Genomic DNA, 17,352 nt, shown 5'->3' with positions numbered 1-17,352 from the left:
GCTTGTCCTTTCCCGCCGGATCCATTCTATTTTACCGGCTAATTGAAGCCCATTTTAACCAGCATGTGTCACACATTGTTGCTGGTAACAGGGTGCACGGGCCGTCCCGATGAAGTCTCTCGCGATAAGGGCATTGAGCAAGGTAGGCATAACCCGCCCGCGCGTTGCATCGGCCCGCGTATGCTGCGAACGGCACCTGCTCGCGGCCCTTCCGGGCGCGCGCAAACGCTTTATCGGCCGGATTCTTTGTTACCATACGATCGGGCAGGAAGAATGGGGCGTGAACGATGTGACCCCTTCGATGTTTCGCAGTCAGATCGAACTGGCGCTGAACAAGGGGTATCGCTTCGTTCCTGCTTCGGAAATCGTTCGAACGGGCGGTGGCGAAAAAGATCTCGCCATAACCTTCGATGACGGGCTTCGGAGTGTTCTGACGAATGCCGTTCCCATCCTGGAAGAATACAGCCTACCCTGGACTTTCTTTCCGGTTTCGGAATGGTCAGACGGTCGCCATCCCTTCGGTGAGGACTTTGTCCTGACCTGGCAGGATATCGAAGCGATGCTGAAATCAGGCGCGGAAATGGGCAGCCATTCGGCGACCCATCCGAACTTCGCCCAAATCGGCCGAGACCAGATGGTTGATGAGCTTGCCGGCTCGAGAGAGCTGTTCTCAAAGCGTCTCGGATTTGCGCCTGAAACTTTCGCAATTCCGTTCGGACAGTCTGGAAACTGGACCGCGGAAGCTGCTAATATTGCGCGGGAGGCGGGCTATACGACCATCTTCGCTCAGGCTGAAGAAACGCGCTGCGAAGGTACGATAGCTCGTACATTTGTTACAAAATTCGATAGTGACTTCATCTTCAATGCCCTGCTGAAGGGCAAATATGATCGCTGGGAAGAGTGGTTCTGAGATGACCCCGCTGCGCACCGTTTCCGTGATCGTAGCAACCCGAAACCGTCCCGCCCTGCTGCGGGATGCTCTCAGGAGTATCCGCGCCGTCGAAGCGATCTCGGACGACTTGAAGTTTGAAATTCTCGTAGGTGACAACGGAACGGATGCTGACGCTGCAGCCGTGGCCGAAGAGTTCGCGGCGCGGTATTTCCACACACCGAAGGATGGTTGTCCCGCCGCCCGAAACCTGTGCCTCGCCAATGCAACCGGCGAGTTTATAGCCTTTCTCGACGATGACGATGTCTGGTTCCCGGAGAATATTCGTCCACAGATCAAGATGCTGGATGAGCAGCCCTCTTTGAGCGCGGTTTTCGGGCAGATTGTCTATGCTGACCAGAAATTGAATATCGTTGGTGAAGCTTGGCCATCTGAGTCGCCGGTCGAGGATGATGTCTTCGTAAAAATGCTAAGCGGATATTTCCCGCAGGTCGGCGCGTCTGTCATTCGGGGAAGTGTGGCCTCAGAGATCGGGCTTATGGATGAAACCCTGATCGGGGATTCCGATTGGGATTGGCAACTGCAGATCGCTCGCGACAGGGCGATCGGGTTTGTTGCCGTTCCGGGGGTTTGTTGTCGGGTCCGTTCTGCCGGCTCATTTGACGATCTGACAATGCGGCGTGCCGGATTTACGCGCCGCATATTCTGGCGGCACGCTCTTCCCAACTTGCGCCGCTGGCGGACGCCCATTGCCTTCGTGCGTTCTTACTACGGGTCGCAGGAAGGCTATTTCAATTACTTCCTGGAGGCCGCGATGATGCGGGCCTCCTGCGGGGAGCACAAAGGCGCACGCCGCGCCGTCGTTCGCCTGCTGGGGCTTAACCCGAGCCGCGGGCTTAAAATGCTTGCCGGTTTCCGCCCTCTGAGGGAAGCGGCTCTGTATGCGTTTGGCGTCGGCGGAAAGCCGGAACCGGCCCCAGAAACCCCTATGTCGGAGGCGCCGCAATGATTGCGCCAGCCCTTCGCACGGATGTCGCTTTCGGTGTCGACGGCAACTATGCGCCGCATCTGGCTGCAACAATTGCGTCGATTGTGAAACTGGCGCCTGCGGATGCGTTTCGTTTTATTATCCTATCTGTGGACATCGACGCTGAGGCTCGGCGTCTGGTCGAGAAGTGCGCAAAAGGGGCGGAGTTCGTCTGGATCGATGTCGAGGAAGACGATCTTCCCGCATTTGGAAGCAGAGGGCATTTCACCAGGGCGATCCTGTTCCGTTTAGGCCTCGAAAAGCTCGCCCCGGCCGATTGCCATCGGGTGATCTACCTCGATGTAGACTTGATCGTTACGACAGATCTCAGGGAACTCTCCCGGTGGGATATTGGCGGTCATTCTATAGCGGCCGCAATTGATGTGAACGAAGATGCGGACGCTTTTGCCGAGAAGTGGGGCCTTCCTGCGGGACATGACTACATAAACGTTGGTGTGCTGTTGATTGACCTTGATCGCGTGCGGGCAGAGAAAGGGTTCACCCGGGCGATTGAGCTCTATAGCAGGGAGGGAGATCGTTTTCCCTGGCCTGACCAGGACGCAATCAATCATGTCTACTGGGGCGCCGTCAGTCGGCTGCCTGGCAAGTGGAATGTGCAGGCGACGACCGCAATCAACATGGCCCGCCATGAAATGCCGGGCTACGCGGAAGCGCCGTGCATTGTCCACTATACTGGCTCACAGAAGCCTTGGATTTCCCGTTCCTATCATCCCTGGGCCTGGCTCTACTGGGATGCTGTCCGGCGCACACCATTCTTCGATATGGTCGCAAGACGCCACGGCGTCACCCTGCGGGAACGTTTGAAAATACTCGTTCGCTGGCGCTTTCGGAAGTTTGATCCCGATGGCCCGGTGGCCTGCCGCGGCGGCCAGCGGCGGGTTCGGATTGCGCGCAATGTTACGTCAGACCCACTGGACATTTCTCTTGTCGTTGGGACCTGCAACCGCAGCGAACAGATCGTTGCCTGCCTCGATGCGATCCGGAACATTCGGTACAAAGGTAGCTGGGAGTTAATTGTCGTAGACAATGGGTCTACGGATGATACGCGAGAAATTGTCGAGCGGGAACTGGCCGCTATGCCTGTTCCGGCAAAGCTGTTGATTGAGACCAAGCGTGGCGTGAGCGCTGCCCGTAACACCGGTGTTGCTCATGCGCGTGGTCGCATTCTCGCCTTTACCGATGATGATTGCTATGTCGATCCGAACTTTCTCACGGAAGTCCGGACGGCCTTCAAGGATAAAACCCTCGGTTATGTTACCGGCAGGGTGGAGCTGTTCGATGAGACCGATGCAGCAGTAACGGTGAACTTCTCTCAGGTTTCCAGGCGCTATCCTGCGGGGCAGTATCTTCATACGGACGGTCTGATCGGGGCCAATCTTGCATTTCGCCGCGAAGCTTTTGCGGATATTTGCGGTTTCGATGAGTCGATGGGCGCGGGCCGATTGTTTGCCGGCGAAGACATGGACGCAGCCGCTCGCGCAGGAAGTGCCGGATGGGACGGCGCCTACCATCCGGGCATGGTGATTTCGCACCATCATGGCCGCAAGGAAAAGGACGTGGCCGCGCTCTACAAATTCTATGATATCGGCCGCGGCGCCTACAATATGAAATACCTTCTTCGGGGCGAGGTGATCCCGTTCCTGAAAGGCATCTCCTCGCTGAGATGGCGTATGGGGCCCGTCACCTCCTGGCGCCTGAAAACATTCTCTACGCCGTGGTGGGAGTTTTATGGCGCGACCAGCTATCTTGTGCTGTGGTTGCGCAATTTTCTGCTCGGCGCGAATGGATAGCGTTTCGGCAGGCGGCTCCTGACTGCCAACTCAGGCGTTGCCCGGCCACCAGCCAATCTGTTCGCCGTGTTCAAACCAGATGCGACCATTGTCGTTGAGCGCGGGTTCGATTGTCGAGCGGGACAGTCGCGCGGCCACCTTGGTTCCCACCGCGCGCTTCGCCATCAGCTTCCACCACACCGGTGATGTCCACAGGGCAGAATTCAGCTCGCTGGCAAAGGACAGGCTATCCCTCCAGGAGGCATCGTGCGGATCATTGAAAGAGCAGCTGGCGATCCAAAGGGCTTCCTGGGCGAAGCGCTGTTTCATGGCGTCCAGCCAATCGGCAAACTCCGGATACCGATCGCCCTGCAGACGGAAGAATTCTTCGCAGGTCGCAAGCATTTCGCGGCGGTCACCGATCGGGCGCCGCTGGTAGGCGGCGCTCATATTGGTATCGTGCCAGCGATACAATCCCTGCACTGCGTTGATGATACCGATGGAACCAGCCGCGGCAGCGCGTAGCCAGGTGTCAACATCGGACGTGTGCTTGAACCTGTCATTGTATCCGCCAATGCGATGTTGAACGCTGGTGCGCATGACTGCGGTTGGCGTAGGAACGGCGTTTCCCTGTTCGCACAGATGTTTCAGGAAATCCGGACCGGGAACAATTCTTGTGTCTGCGCTTCTCGTATCCTGAACGACGGGCGCTGGCTGATTATCGTGCAACATAAGCGCCATGCCGTAAGTCAGGGAGATTTCGGGGTTGGCGTCCATCAGGCCGGCGGCGCGGGCGAGCGCGCCCGGCGCGAGCAAGTCATCGGCTGAGAGAAGGACGACATAGTCTCCCGTCGCCCAATCCATGACGCCCCGGTTCGCCGTTCCGATCAGGCCAAGGTTCCGTTCGTTCCTGAGGTATGTGATGCGCGGGTCGCTCTCCGCCAGACGTTGCGCGACCTCTTCTGTATTATCTGGTGAGCAGTCATTGATAATCAGGATGCGTACCTCGACATCGCGCTGCGAAAGCACCGTCGCTATGCATCCCTCAAGATAGTGAGCGTAGTTGTAGCAGGGGACAACCACATCAACGCTGGTCATTGGAGGCCTTCATTTTAACATCAGATTGTTGGGTTTCGACCTGCCAGCTGCCGGCTTCGTGGAACACTCCAAAGACGCTTGATTGGAAGACCTCGTGCCGCATGTGGAAAGGCACGCCAAGTTGCGACACGATAGAGCGTCCGGCCACGCGAATGGTGATGGTCGTGGTGTAGGTATCCGCAACAAGCTTCAGGGGAGGGGTGATCAGTTCGATAACGCCTTCGCCGACTACCTGGGAGATGGGAATGCCATCTGCCTCGGTCGAAAAGCTGCAGCAGTGCACTTCGTCAGACCGGTCAATACCGATCCGGAAATCTGGCGTTCTGACCGGCTCGCTGGCTTCATACCGGATGCGGACTTTCATCCGCTCGCCATAGTCGAATACAGTCTTTTCTGCGCCGTGTATGTCAGTCTGACTGATGTCGGTTATCGTTATTGGCGGTGCGCTCCCATCCTCAGACCGGAACCATGGGCTCAGCGCCAGGCGGCTATCGGCTTCATACATGCGCAAGCCCTCGTCCGTCGGGCCATCATAAACAACTTCGCCTTTGCGCAGATAGATGACCCGAGGGCAGAAGCTCTTGATCGTGAACATATTGTGGGAAACGAAAAGGATCGTGGAGCCACGCCGTTCAAGCGACCGGGCGAAGTCCATACACTTTTTCTGGAAGGCAAAATCGCCAACCGCAAGCACTTCATCCAGCAGCAGAATGTCGGGCTCAAGGTGCGCGGCAACCGCAAACGCCAGGCGCACATACATGCCCGAGGAATACCGCTTCACCGGCGTATCGATAAAGTCCGAAATCTCGGAAAACGCGACAATCTGATCGAGCTTGGCGGCCACCTCGTCGCGGCTCATTCCAAGGATCGACCCATACAGAAAAATGTTCTCGCGCCCGGTGAGTTCAGGGTGGAACCCGGTGCCTACTTCCAGAAGCGCGCCCAGCCTGCCGCGAATTTCTGCCGAACCTCGTGTGGGCGTGACGATCTGGGAAAGCACCTTCAATAGCGTCGACTTCCCGGCGCCGTTCAGGCCGATGATACCGACATTCTCGCCGCGCGCGATCTCAAATGAAACATTGTTAAGCGCCCAAAACTCGCCATTTTGACGCGCCTGTCCGCGTCCGGTCAGTTGCTTCAGGCCGGAAGCGAGCGCGTCGCGCAGGCTGTCATTCTGGTTGCTCGCTGCGCCCAGCCGATATTTCTTTGAAAGGCCTTGCGCCCGGATGGCAAAGTCAGGCATCAGATTACATCCGCAAAGCTGCGTTCCATGCGCTTGAAGAAAACAAGCCCGGTCAGGAACAGCGTCAATATCATGGCGCCATTGATCGCCAACATGGTCAGGTCTGGAAATTCTGTTCCCGTCACCGCCCAGCGAAACCCTTCGATCACGCCCACCATCGGGTTAAGGGCGTAGGCCCAATGCCATTCGTCCGGCACGAGGTCGGAGGAGTACACCACCGGGGAAGCATACATCCAGATCTGCAGCATGAATGTCAGGGTGTGTTTTACGTCGCGGTAGCGAACATTGATCGGTGCAAGCCACAATGAAACGCCCAGTGCCAGCATGGCGGCAAGGGCGATAAATGGAACTACCGCAATCAGTCGCCAGGTTGGCGTCACACCCATCACAAGCATGAGGATGATCATTACGGCGAAGGCGATCAGAAAATCCAGAAACGGCGCGATGACCCCGGCTAGAGGAATGAGGATGCGCGGGAAGAAAACCTTCTTCACCAGGTTTGACTCATTCACAAGATTGGTCGCACCCCGCCTGATGGACTCCGCAAAGTATGTCCACGGAAGAACAGCCGCAAATGCAAACACTGGATAGGGCACGTCTCCCGGCACAGGCAGTTTGGCAATATAGCTGAACACGACCGTAAAAATGATCACGGCGAAGATCGGCTGAATAACGGCCCAGCCGACGCCCAGCGCGGCTTGTTTGTAGAGAACGGAGATGTCCCGTTTCACGAGCGTCGCCAGAAGTCCGCGATACAGCCAGAGTTGATCAAGCTCGACGTCAAGAAGCCCGCGATCCGGCCGGATGCGGGTTATCCTCTCGCTCTTTCGATCCGGCAGAGGCGCCGGGTCTGTCTTGCCTGTCAGATTTGCGTCAGTCACTATTTCGTCGCTTTCTTGAGGCCGTCTGTTACCGCGTCAATATCGGCGTCCGTCATCTGGACATAAAGCGGCAGAATGATCCGCTTGTCTTGCGAGATTTCCGAGTTTTGCAGCGGCGCGTGCAGCGGACTACCGGAATACACCTTTTCGCGATGCGCACACATAATGCCGCGGCGCGTGGAGATGCCCTTGTCGAGCATCGCCTGCATCACTTCCCGTTGGTCCGCCTGGTCAGGCAGGCGTACGCTGAAGCTTTGCCAGTTCGAGCGGGCCCAGGCGGGCTCTGCGGGCATACCTAGCCATTGGGCGTCCGCAAGACGCTCCCGGTACCGATCGGCAATCTCGCGGCGGCGGGCCACAACGCCCGGCAGGCGTTTGAGTTGTTCGCGGCCAACGGCGGCCTGAATGTCCGTCATGCGGTAATTATACCCCATGATCGGATGCTCTTCGAAAATCACCGTGTTCGCCTTGTGGCGCACGGTGTCGGGCACGCTCATGCCATGCTGGCGCAGCAGGCGGAATTGAGCGTCCCAATCTGCATGCGGCGTGGTAATCATGCCGCCATCGCCGGTCGAAACGATCTTGCGCGGATGGAACGAGAAAACGGCGACATCGCCCCAAACCCGGCCAACCTTCTGCCATTCGCCGTCCCACAGCAGCTCGGCCCCAACGGCGCAGGCGGCATCCTCGATCACCTTCAGCCCATGCTGGCGGGCGATGGGCATAATGCGCGCCATGTCCGCTGGCATGCCGATCTGGTGAACCACCAGGATGGCTTTGGTTTTCGGTGTGATGGCCGCCTCGATCAGGGCAGGGTCCATGTTCATCGTGTCGGCATCGACATCGACGAACACCGGCTTTGCGCCGCAATAGAGGATGGAATTGGCGGTCGCGATATAGGAATGGCTGACCGTGATCACCTCGTCCCCGGCCTTCACGCCGGCAACGAGCAGAGCCAGGTGCAGGCCTGTCGTGCAGTTGGAAACGGCTGTCGCGTGGGCCGCGCCGGTATAGGCGGCGAAGTCCTTTTCGAAGGCGGCGACTTCCGGTCCCTGGGTCACCCAGCCGGAAAGGATCACGCGCGCGGCGGCGTTTGCTTCCGCTTCGTCCATCAGGGGCTTGATGATCGGGATCATTCAAACACGTCCTTGTTGGCGCGCCACCAGGCAACGAGGCGGCGCAGGCCCTCTTCAAGGTCGATCTGCGCTTCAAAGCCCAGCAGGTCGCGGGCCTTCGTCGTGTCCGCCAGGCGCCGGGCAACCGGGTTCACCTTCCGCTCCGGGCCATATTCCGGCGCCATGCCGGCGGGCGCATCCATCACCTTCATCAGGGCGGCGGCCAGCTCGTTGAGATTGGTCTCCACGCCGGAGGCAACGTTGAACACTTCGTCGCAAACATCAGACTTCAGCGCCAGCACGTTCGCGCGGGCAAGGTCTTCGATATAGATGAAGTCCATTGAGGTTGTGCCATCGCCCAGGATCAGCGGCGGCGTGCCTTCTTCGATACGCTGCATCCAGCGCACCAAAACCTCCGTATACTTCCCATGGATGTCCATCCGCGGGCCGTAGACGTTGAAGTAGCGGGTCGACACATAGTCCAGGCCATACATGTCGTTGAAGGAGCGCAGCAGGCCCTCCAGCATCACCTTGGAGGCGCCATACCAGGTGCGGTTGTTGTAGGGGTGATGGTCTTCCTTGGTGGGGAAGGTATCGGCGAGGCCGTAGACGGAGGCGGACGAGGCGGCGAGAACCTTCTTCACGCCGGCTTTCTGCGCGGCTTCCACGACGTTGTATGTGCCGTCGCACATCACTTCCATCGCCTCGCGCGGTTCGGCGGCGCAGGCGGTGATGCGGATAGCGGCCATGTGGATTACGGCGTCCATGCCTTCGGTCACGTCCAGCACGGCCTTGGCGTCACGAATGTCGCCGCGCACCAGCTCGACACGCGGATCTTTCAGGATGTCCTCGACATTGCGCATCGAGCCGCGCACGAGGTTGTCGAAGATGACGACCTTGCCCGGATTTTCCGTTGCCAAAATTTGGTCGATGGTTGTCGAGCCGATGAGGCCGCAGCCGCCGGTGACCAGGATTTTTGCGCCTTCGAGTTTCATTTGTCGTTCTGCCTGAGTGATCTTGAGAGTGGTTCAGGCAGCGGAAATCCTTCCCGCCGCCCGCTGGTATCAGCTGTGAACCAGGGATTTCTGGAGCGCGGTGACGGCTTCAGCCACTTCGGCCTGCATGTCGCCCGTCAGTTCAGGATACATCGGCAGGGAGAGCACTTCCTTGCCGGCCTTTTCCGAATGCGGGAACTGGCCTTCCTTGTAGCCGAGGTCTTCATAAGCGGGCAGCAGGTGCACCGGGTACGGATAGTGAATGCCGGTCTGGATGCCTTTTTTCGTCAGCTCCTCCTGCCAGCGTGCGCGTTCCGGCGTGCGGATGACATAGAGGTGGTAGACGTGACGACGGTTTTCCATCTGCTTGGGCGTCTGCACGCCGGTTCCGGCGAACATGTCGTCATAGCGCTTGGCGGCGGCGCGGCGCATTTCCGTCCACTGCTCAATGTACTTCATTTTCACTTTCAGAACAGCGCCCTGCATGCCCTCCAGGCGCATGTTGTAGCCTTTCAGAACGTGCTCGTATTTGCGCTCTGCGCCCCAGTCGCGCAGCATTTTCACGCGGCGGGCATATTCGTCACTGCTGGTCACCACAGCGCCGCCTTCACCGGCCGCGCCAAGGTTCTTGCCCGGATAGAAGGAGAAGCCGGCCAGATGGCCCACCGAGCCTGCACGGCGGCCGTTATATTCGGCGCCGTGTGCCTGCGCCGCGTCTTCCAGAACCACGAGGCCGTGCTTTTCGGCGATCTTCATGATCGGGTCCATGTCGGCCATCTGGCCGTAAAGGTGAACCGGGATGATCGCCTTGGTCCGCGGTGTGATGGCCGCCTCCAGCGCGGCCGGGTCCATCGTGTAGGTTGCCGGATCGATATCGCACAACACGATCTTTGCGCCGGTATAGTAGATAGAAGCAGCCGATGCCACGAAGGTGTGCGGCACGGTGATCACTTCATCACCGGGGCCGACGCCCGCCGCAAGCAGCGCCAGGTGCAGCGCGCTCGTGCCGTTGTTCACGCCCATTGCGTGGGTGTTGTTGCAGTAAGCGGCAAACAGCTTTTCAAAGTCGGCAACTTCCGGCCCGAGCGTGAAGGCGCAGCTTTCCAGCGTCTTCAGAACAGCGGCGTCAACTTCTTCCTTGATGGAATGGTACTGCGCCTTGAGATCAACAAACGGGATCATTTAGAGCTTCCTTGGCGGGGCAGGTGTACGGTTTCGCCGCGGCCCCGCATGGAGCTGGTGGCGGCTTCGATGACTTCAACAACACGCATACCAAGTCGGCCATCCGTGATCGGCGTTTTTCCGGTGAGGATACAGTCAACAAAATGCTCACCCTCAACGCGCAGGGCTTCAGACCCGTCGAGCTTCGGCGCCCACATATCGCCTGTACGATATCCCACGCGCATTTCATGGATCTTCTTCGGATCGTCGGTGAAGCTCACGCCCTTGTCGTAGATCTTCAGCTTCTCGGAAGGTTCAAGATCATCATAGGTAATCATCTTGTCCGAGCCTCCGATAAGGATCTGGCGAACCTTCACCGGCGCCAGCCAGGAAACGTTGGCGTGCGCAATCAGCCCGGATTCGTAAAACAGGGTGATGTAAGCGAGGTTCTCCGGCGTGCCGGGGAAGTGGTTGATGCCTGACGCCGAAACCGCGATCGGATGCTCATTGAACAGATAATCCAGGATCGAGAAATCGTGCACGCCGAGGTCCGAAATCACGTTCACATCGCGCTGGAAAAGGCCGAGGTTCACACGGATCGAGTCGAAATAGAGCACCTTGCCGAGTTCGCCGGAGTCGATCAGGCTTTTGATCTTCTGCACGGCGCCCGTGTAGATGAATGTGTGGTCCACATGCAGGATCAGGCCCCGCTTTTCGGCTTCCTCGACCAGCGAGCGGGCTTGCAGCGACGTCTCCGCCATTGGCTTTTCCAGCCACACATGCTTGCCGGCCTTGAGGGCCGCCATGGCGAGCGAGAAGTGTGTGTTCACCGGCGTGGCAATGGCAACCGCATCGATTTCCGGATCGCGCAGCATTTCCTGGAAGTCCGTGGTCGTCTTTGTCGCCGGATAGCGCTTGTTCACCAATTCCAGCAGCTTCGGGTTCAGGTCGACGACCGTATGGACACGCGCCGTATTCAGCTCGGAAAAGTTGCGCACAAGGTTCGGGCCCCAGTAGCCATATCCGACAACTGCGATGTTGATGATCTTGTTGCTGGCTTCCATCGGAGCAGTCATTTTGGGGCCCTTTTGGGTCTTTCCTGAAGAGGTGGCAGTCTCCGCGGCGGCGCATTTTCGTGTCGCGGGTTTGGATTTCGTCAGGGGTTTACTTGCCGGTCGCATCGCCAATCACCTTTGCCGGAACGCCGGCCACGATTGCAAAATCTGGAACATTTCTGGTCACGACAGCGCCCGCAGCAATCAGTGCGCCTTCGCCGATGGTGATGCCGCACATGATGGTCGCATTGGAGCCGATCGAGGCGCGACGTTTCACGCGCGTCAGCTCCAGCTTCCAGTCCGCCTCGGACTGGGCAGACCCATCCGGGTTGGTCGCCCGCGGAAACTTGTCGTTCGTAAACATGACGCCGTGTCCCACGAACACTTCGTCTTCAATCGTCACGCCTTCACAGATGAAGGTGTGTGAGGAGATCTTGCAGCGTTCGCCAATCTCGGCGCCCTTCTGGATCTCCACAAAAGCACCGATGCGCGATCCATCTCCAACGGCACAGCCGTAGAGATTCACCAGGTTGGGGTGGTGAATAGTCACCTGACCCTTGAGCTGGACGCTGTCTGAAATGGGCATTTACTCTAGCTCCGCCACCGACACGGTATGCGTCTGAGCCACCGTGACACCAGCCAGCTATAATACGTAGTTCTGAATATTCGCCTCATTCGGGAATCGAATTTGCGTGAATTTGAACGAATTCATTGCCCAAACAGGCGGTTTTAGCGGCCTTATTGTGCCAATGCGGGCCGAAAGTGTAAAAGCTGCGGCAAGACGAGACCGGCGCTGATCATTCCGTATGAGGCTCTGATATCCGGGAATGGACAAGCCTGTCGGGATCCTATTCTACGGCGTTTCGCGATGACTGCTGAAGGATGCGACATGGACAAGGCTGAAACCTACCGCCAGCTCAAGGAAGAGATTGATTGCGTTGTTTCGGGTGAAACCTCGGAAACCGCCCGCTATGCGACGGCGGCCTGCCTCCTGGCACAGGCGTTCACACCGCGCTTTTTCTGGACCGGGTTTTACCTCGTCGATCCGCTCAAGCCGCAAGAGCTCGTGGTCGGCCCCTATCAGGGCACGCTTGGCTGCTTGCGTATCCCCTTTGGCAAGGGCGTTTGCGGCCATGTGGCGGCAACGCGGGAACCGATCATCGTTCCGGATGTGCATGAATTTCCCGGCCACATTGCCTGCGATGCGGCGTCAAACTCCGAGATTGTCGTGCCGGTTTTTCGCGCCGATGGTTCGCTCGCAGCCGTGCTGGACGTGGACTCGACCAGCTACGACGCCTTTGACGAAGTCGATCAGGCCGGCCTCGTCGCAATCTGCGAAAGCCTACTCATCGGCTGAGGGGGTGATCGGATCAGGCTGCGGTTCTGCATTATCTGCTGCAGAAGTGGCCGGTTCCACTGCAGGCGCAGGCGGGTTCAGTGGCCGCAGGATAGGGGCTGGAAGCTCTTCTTGTGGCTGCGGCTGCGGCTGCGGCTGCGGCTCGGGCTGAGGCGTGCGAACAATGGGTGTTTCCATTCTCGGTGCGGCCATGGGCGTTGCTGCCGGAGGGGCGGCGCTCGCTGCTTTGGGTAAACCCTGTTTGATCGGCGTCGGTGCCGTGTCCGTCAGGGCTCGCTCATCCGCCGCCACTGGTTCGGGCAAATCCAGCACCTGGCGCGGCCCGGACATCTGCGTGATCCGCTGCAGCAGCGTTTCTTCCAGAATGTCCAGCTTGCGCGCCCGCAGGCCCTCGATCACCCGGATGGAATGGTTCAGGTCGAGCCACACATCCCGGTCCAGCGAATAGCTCGGCCATTCCGGCACACCTGTCCCGTTCGGGTCACCGGTCCGCGCAAAGTTCGTCCAATAGGTCATCATTGCTTCGGTCAGCGTCAGATCGTTCGGCGTCACTTTGAGGCCGGGCAGGTGGCTGTTGAACACGAAGGGGATTTCGGCGGCATGGAACGCGCCGATCGTCTGGTTGGGCGAGGGCGGCACGCGGGTGAATTGGTAAAGGTAGGTCGGCGCGCCCCCTTCAACATTCCTGTGGCCCACAAAGCGCATGTGCACGCCGAACATGTCGTCGCCCAGCATGTCGGTCGCGCCCTTGTCCCAGCTTTCCTCGGTATTCATCCCGTACAGCGCCTGCAGCGCCTTGGCCGGGTTGAGGCCGAACACACCCGCCATCGCCGCTTCCCGCTCCGGCAGCGTGCCGGCAATGCCGGGGCGCAGAACGGTGGGGGAGTGGATCGCCGGGTAGAACAGGCTGCCTTCATCGGCATTGTACCCCGCAATCATCGGCACGGCGGGCGTTTCGCCATCGCGGAACGCTGCGCCGATTGACCGGGGCAGGATCCTGCCGTCGACAACAGGTAGGAAATAGGGTGTCAGATCGGGGCGGGCCTCTGCGCGCGCAATAATGGCAGAGGCAGAGATTGCCCGAAGATCGGCCGCTCGCGCCGTGTGCGGAACAAGTGTCGACAGGAACTCAATGCCGGTTTCTTCGGCGCTTTTGACGCCTGGAATGGCCGAGCGCTTCAGGTGCAGCGCATTGTATGTGCTCGCCCCGCTCTGCAGGATCGCCTTGTGGAACAGCCCTTCGGACATCGGCGTCGCCATCAGTTCGGTGATGGACTGGGCGCCCGCGCTCTCTCCGAATACGGTCACATTGTTCGGGTCGCCGCCGAACACGGCGACGTTCTCGCGCACCCAGTTGAGCGCAGACACCTGGTCCATCAGGCCATAATTGCCCGAGGTGCCGGCCTCTTCGGTCAGCGCCGGGTGGGCGAGGTAACCGAACGCGCCAAGCCGATAGTTGATGGTCACCAGCACGACGCCTTTTTCGACGAGGCCGTTGGCTTGATAGATCGCTTGCGAGCCGGAACCGAACTGGTGCGATCCGCCATGGATCCACACCATCACCGGCTGGAGGGCGTTCCCGCCCAGATTTCCCGTCCGGATGTTGAGGCTCAGGCAGTCTTCCGACTCCGGCGGCGGCTTTTGCAGCGAGATGGCAATCTTCGCCATCATCTGCTCGAAGCCGGACATGCCGACGCCTTCGAGGATGCTGCCGATGAACCCATCCGCACTCGCCCGGCTCTGCAGGCATTCAGGGCCATACTCGCGGGTGTCGCGCGCAATGGCGCCCCATTGCGGCGGGGCAGAAGGTGGGCTCCAGCGGCGCGCGGTGGCGTAGGGGATGCCATTGAAAACAATGATGTCAGGGTTCTCGCGGTCCAGCCCGCCGATCACCACGCCCTGGTGTATGCGGACAGGTTCGGACATTTCCATCGGCTTGGGCGGCTTGCGCAGGGCAAACCAGCCATAGGCGGCGCCCGCCAGCACGATGAACAAAAGAACTATACTGAAACGGCGCATCACCGGTCCCCCGCAATCGTCGAATCTTATGGCACCATAGCCCTATGGGGCAGGTGTGGCTAACCCCTAAGCGCCGTGAAGGTTCAACCTGTCCAGCGTGCGCAGCGTTGCGGCGGTGAAGTCGGCCACCGGCTCAATTCCGCACGCCATCCGGATGAATCCCTCCGGCACCTTGTCCCCCCAGCGCACCCGGCATTCCGCCGCCGCATGCACGCCGCCAAAACTGGTCGCGGGTGTCAGCAGCGGATGGTCGGCAATGAATTGCTCGGCCAGCGCCCGGCTAGGCAGGCAAAAGCTGACAATCGGTCCGTACCCGTTCATCTGCTTGCGCGCAACGCCATGCGCCAGGTCCGTCGCCAGTCCTGGATAGCGCAGTCCGCTCACGCCCCTCACGCCCGCCAGCGCATTGGCCACCGCCAGCGCATTCGCATTCGCCCGCGCCACGCGCAGCTCCAGTGTCGCCAGGCCCCGGTGCAGCAGATAGGCGTCAAACGGGCTGCAGATCGCCCCGCCCAGCCGCCGCCAGGTCTTCACCGGCGCCAGAAGGGCTGGGTCGCGGCTCGCCACATGCCCGGCCAGAATGTCGGAATGGCCCGCCATCGCCTTGGTGTCGGCCATCACGGTAAAGTCGGCGCCCAGGTCCAGCGGGCGCTGGCACAGCGGTGTCGCCGTCGTGTTGTCCACCGCCAGCAGCGCCCCGGCCACCTTGGCGTTTTGCGCCAGCGCAGCAAGATCGCAAACCTCCAGCCCCGGATTGGAAGGCGTCTCCGCCAGCACCAGCTTTACGCCGGTCAGATCGGCCTGCGCCATCGTCGCTGTCGGGCAGGCGGCAATGTCGATGCCCTGCGGCGCGAAATACGCCTCCAGCAGCGCGCGGGCATTATAATAGCCGTCCGCATGCACCAGCACCCGGTCGCCCGGTTTCAGGTGTGCGTAGAACAGCGCCGCAATCGCCGCCATGCCGGAGGGGAACAGGATCGCTTCGGCATTCTCAAGCAGGCCGATCTCTGCCTCCACTTCCTCCACGGTCGGGTTGCCATAGCGGCCATACACATGGCTCGCCTGCGGGTCGCCCGGCAGGTGGAAGGTCGTCGAGGCCACGATGGGCAGGGCAACCGGGTCGCCCTTCTGCAGGCTTTCGCCCCGCCGATGCAGCAGGCGCGAGATGGGGGAGAGTTCGTCAGCCAAGTATGTCCGCTCCGGGTCCGATAATCCGCGCCAGCCCGGCGCGTGTGGTCTCGTCCAGCCGCTGCCACTCCTCGCGCAGCCCCGCAAGACACTTCACCTGATATTTGAACACGCCCTGCTCATAGCGCCCACCTTCAATGCTGAGGGAGAAGGTTTCCGCCTCCGCCTCAATCGCCTTCGCATTGGCCAGCAGGAAGGGCAGGTAGGTGTCGCCCGCCTGTGCCAGCAACTGGGTAATCGCCGGGCTCGCCAGCGCGGTATTCCGGTCCATCCAGTCGCCGCCCGCGCCGCTGGCGTCATCGGCATGGTCCAGCCAGCGATAGAGGTAAGGCACAGCCTCGCGCTGCCAGGCCATCGGCGTCGGGTCATAGCTCATCACCTTGAGCTGCCCATAAAAGGCAAGGTCGGCCAGCGAAGCGCGGTCGCCAAACAGGTAGCGCGCCGGCCCCAGCGCCATCTCCTGCAGCGCCAGGCAGCTGCGTTTCCAGCTCGCCTCGATCAGCGGCGCCGTCTCCGGCGTGCACCCCACCAGCGCCATGCGCGAAATCTGCCGGGCACGGATCACCGCCGCATTCTGCTCCACCTTCTCGCGGCCCGCGTTCGGCATCGAGTCATACATCAGCCAGTTGGCACACCATTCCTGATCGGCCTCATAGAACCAGCGATAATGGAACATCGCCTTCATGAACCATTCGTCCGCCATGTCCTCCAGCAGCAGGCACACGAAGCGCAGCGCCGGATCCTGGGGCACCAGCGCGCGCCCCTCATGCTCGATGGAAAGTAGGAAAGGCGTGGAATCGTTCGTCCAGCTGCCATCGGGCCGCCGGATTACGGGGATCACCTGCGCCTTCACGTTCGGCATCACGACTGCGCGTTCCTCGCCCGTCATCCCGGTCCAGCTATGGCGCAGGCGCTTTGCCCGCATCGCCGCCCGCACCTTCAGCGAATAAGGCGATCCCAATGCTCCGTAGACTTCATATCCGCTCATGCTTTCCTCCCAGATGCCTCTGCCGGATCGTCTCGCGATCTTGTTCCGGCAGGGTATTGTCAGCGATCGTGCCGCAATACTCATCACACTCGAGAGGGTCTGTCACGGGGGTGGGGGGCGTCAGAGCTTTTCGCCATTCACCCAGGTCGGCCGCGTCACGATCAGTTCCTGGCACAGCAGGCCCGCCTCGCGGTGGCGCGCCATATCCTTGTAATCTTTGTGGTTCAGCGTCGCGATAAAGGCCTGCCGGTTGGGGAAGTGGTTCACCAGCACAGCGTCCCAGTCCCCGCCGCCAATGAAAAACCGCTCCGTATCGGCCAGCAGCAGTGTCGTCCCGCCCACCTCTGCCGCCGCCGCCGTAAACGCTTCCGAATAGCGCATATAAGCGTCGCGCCCGCTGATCGCCTCGCCATGCTCCGGGTCTTCGGGGCGATACGCCGCCTTCACCCTGAACTTCAGGATGTTCACCTGTGCCACCGGCCCGTCATGGGGATCATCGCGAAAGGCGCGGAACTGATCGGCGGTCGGCTGGAAGGCAGGCATGGG

The 17,352-nt window shown here is 60.1% G+C and carries 16 protein-coding genes; 4 read left to right on the top strand and 12 right to left on the bottom strand.

Going from position 1 to position 17,352, the window contains the following annotated elements; genetic code table 11:
• Positions 1-280: 280 nt before the first annotated feature.
• Genes K1X12_RS13620 through K1X12_RS13610 form a run of 3 tightly spaced genes read left to right on the top strand, consistent with a single transcriptional unit; the run spans position 281 to position 3,727 of the window.
• Complete coding sequence (locus K1X12_RS13620) at positions 281-910, top strand: polysaccharide deacetylase family protein (RefSeq protein ID WP_220988108.1); 630 nt, start codon at positions 281-283, stop codon at positions 908-910.
• 1 nt (position 911) lies between these two features.
• Complete coding sequence (locus K1X12_RS13615) at positions 912-1,898, top strand: glycosyltransferase family 2 protein (RefSeq protein WP_220988107.1); 987 nt, start codon at positions 912-914, stop codon at positions 1,896-1,898.
• Positions 1,895-3,727: a glycosyltransferase gene (locus K1X12_RS13610; RefSeq protein ID WP_220988106.1), complete on the top strand. Its 1,833-nt coding sequence runs from the start codon at positions 1,895-1,897 to the stop codon at positions 3,725-3,727. The genes K1X12_RS13615 and K1X12_RS13610 overlap by 4 nt, the downstream gene beginning before the upstream one ends.
• Before the next feature lie 30 nt (positions 3,728-3,757).
• Here K1X12_RS13610 and K1X12_RS13605 read toward each other — a convergent pair whose 3' ends face one another.
• The 8 genes from K1X12_RS13605 to K1X12_RS13570 all read right to left on the bottom strand — a co-directional run bounded on the left by K1X12_RS13605 (position 3,758) and on the right by K1X12_RS13570 (position 11,840).
• A complete protein-coding gene (locus K1X12_RS13605; RefSeq protein WP_220988105.1) occupies positions 3,758-4,804 on the bottom strand; it encodes a glycosyltransferase family 2 protein in 1,047 nt (348 codons plus the stop codon).
• Positions 4,791-6,047 carry an ABC transporter ATP-binding protein gene (locus tag K1X12_RS13600; protein WP_220988104.1) on the bottom strand — a complete coding sequence of 419 codons (1,257 nt, stop codon included), beginning with the start codon at positions 6,045-6,047 and terminating at the stop codon, positions 4,791-4,793. Before K1X12_RS13600 ends, K1X12_RS13605 begins: the two co-directional genes overlap by 14 nt.
• Positions 6,047-6,778: an ABC transporter permease gene (locus K1X12_RS13595; protein ID WP_220988103.1), complete on the bottom strand. Its 732-nt coding sequence runs from the start codon at positions 6,776-6,778 to the stop codon at positions 6,047-6,049. The genes K1X12_RS13600 and K1X12_RS13595 overlap by 1 nt, the downstream gene beginning before the upstream one ends.
• A 149-nt stretch (positions 6,779-6,927) precedes the next feature.
• The gene (locus K1X12_RS13590; protein ID WP_220988102.1) at positions 6,928-8,064 is read right to left on the bottom strand and encodes a DegT/DnrJ/EryC1/StrS family aminotransferase; all 1,137 of its coding nucleotides are present in this window, start codon (positions 8,062-8,064) and stop codon (positions 6,928-6,930) included.
• On the bottom strand, positions 8,061-9,038 hold the full coding sequence (locus K1X12_RS13585; RefSeq protein WP_220988101.1) for an NAD-dependent epimerase/dehydratase family protein: 978 nt from the start codon (positions 9,036-9,038) through the stop codon (positions 8,061-8,063). The genes K1X12_RS13590 and K1X12_RS13585 overlap by 4 nt, the downstream gene beginning before the upstream one ends.
• A 69-nt stretch (positions 9,039-9,107) precedes the next feature.
• A complete protein-coding gene (locus K1X12_RS13580) occupies positions 9,108-10,220 on the bottom strand; it encodes a DegT/DnrJ/EryC1/StrS family aminotransferase (RefSeq protein WP_220988100.1) in 1,113 nt (370 codons plus the stop codon).
• Entirely contained in the window at positions 10,217-11,275 is a 1,059-nt protein-coding gene (locus tag K1X12_RS13575; RefSeq protein ID WP_220988099.1) for a Gfo/Idh/MocA family protein, read from the bottom strand. The genes K1X12_RS13580 and K1X12_RS13575 overlap by 4 nt, the downstream gene beginning before the upstream one ends.
• 88 nt (positions 11,276-11,363) lie before the next feature.
• Entirely contained in the window at positions 11,364-11,840 is a 477-nt protein-coding gene (locus tag K1X12_RS13570) for an acyltransferase (RefSeq protein WP_220988098.1), read from the bottom strand.
• A 303-nt stretch (positions 11,841-12,143) separates the two neighbouring features.
• On the opposite strand from K1X12_RS13570, the gene K1X12_RS13565 reads away from it, so the two are divergent.
• The gene (locus K1X12_RS13565) at positions 12,144-12,611 is read left to right on the top strand and encodes a free L-methionine (R)-S-oxide reductase MsrC (protein ID WP_220988097.1); all 468 of its coding nucleotides are present in this window, start codon (positions 12,144-12,146) and stop codon (positions 12,609-12,611) included.
• On the opposite strand, the gene K1X12_RS13560 is transcribed toward K1X12_RS13565, so the two are convergent.
• From K1X12_RS13560 to K1X12_RS13545, 4 genes are all read right to left on the bottom strand, one after another.
• Positions 12,597-14,630, bottom strand: coding sequence for a carboxylesterase/lipase family protein (locus tag K1X12_RS13560; protein WP_220988096.1), 2,034 nt, complete (start codon positions 14,628-14,630; stop codon positions 12,597-12,599). The two genes, K1X12_RS13565 and K1X12_RS13560, sit on opposite strands and share 15 nt — an antisense overlap.
• Positions 14,631-14,696: 66 nt before the next feature.
• Positions 14,697-15,818: a cystathionine gamma-lyase gene (locus K1X12_RS13555; RefSeq protein WP_220988095.1), complete on the bottom strand. Its 1,122-nt coding sequence runs from the start codon at positions 15,816-15,818 to the stop codon at positions 14,697-14,699.
• A complete protein-coding gene (locus K1X12_RS13550; protein ID WP_220988094.1) occupies positions 15,811-16,806 on the bottom strand; it encodes a glutathione S-transferase N-terminal domain-containing protein in 996 nt (331 codons plus the stop codon). The genes K1X12_RS13555 and K1X12_RS13550 overlap by 8 nt, the downstream gene beginning before the upstream one ends.
• A gap of 120 nt (positions 16,807-16,926) precedes the next feature.
• Complete coding sequence (locus tag K1X12_RS13545; protein WP_220988093.1) at positions 16,927-17,349, bottom strand: DUF1330 domain-containing protein; 423 nt, start codon at positions 17,347-17,349, stop codon at positions 16,927-16,929.
• Positions 17,350-17,352: the final 3 nt, after the last annotated feature.

The sequence above is a fragment of the Hyphomonas sediminis genome (assembly GCF_019679475.1).
Taxonomy (GTDB): domain Bacteria; phylum Pseudomonadota; class Alphaproteobacteria; order Caulobacterales; family Hyphomonadaceae; genus Hyphomonas; species Hyphomonas sediminis.
The sequence above is the reverse complement of the archived record's forward strand: the minus strand, read 5'-3'. Positions and strand labels throughout refer to the sequence as shown.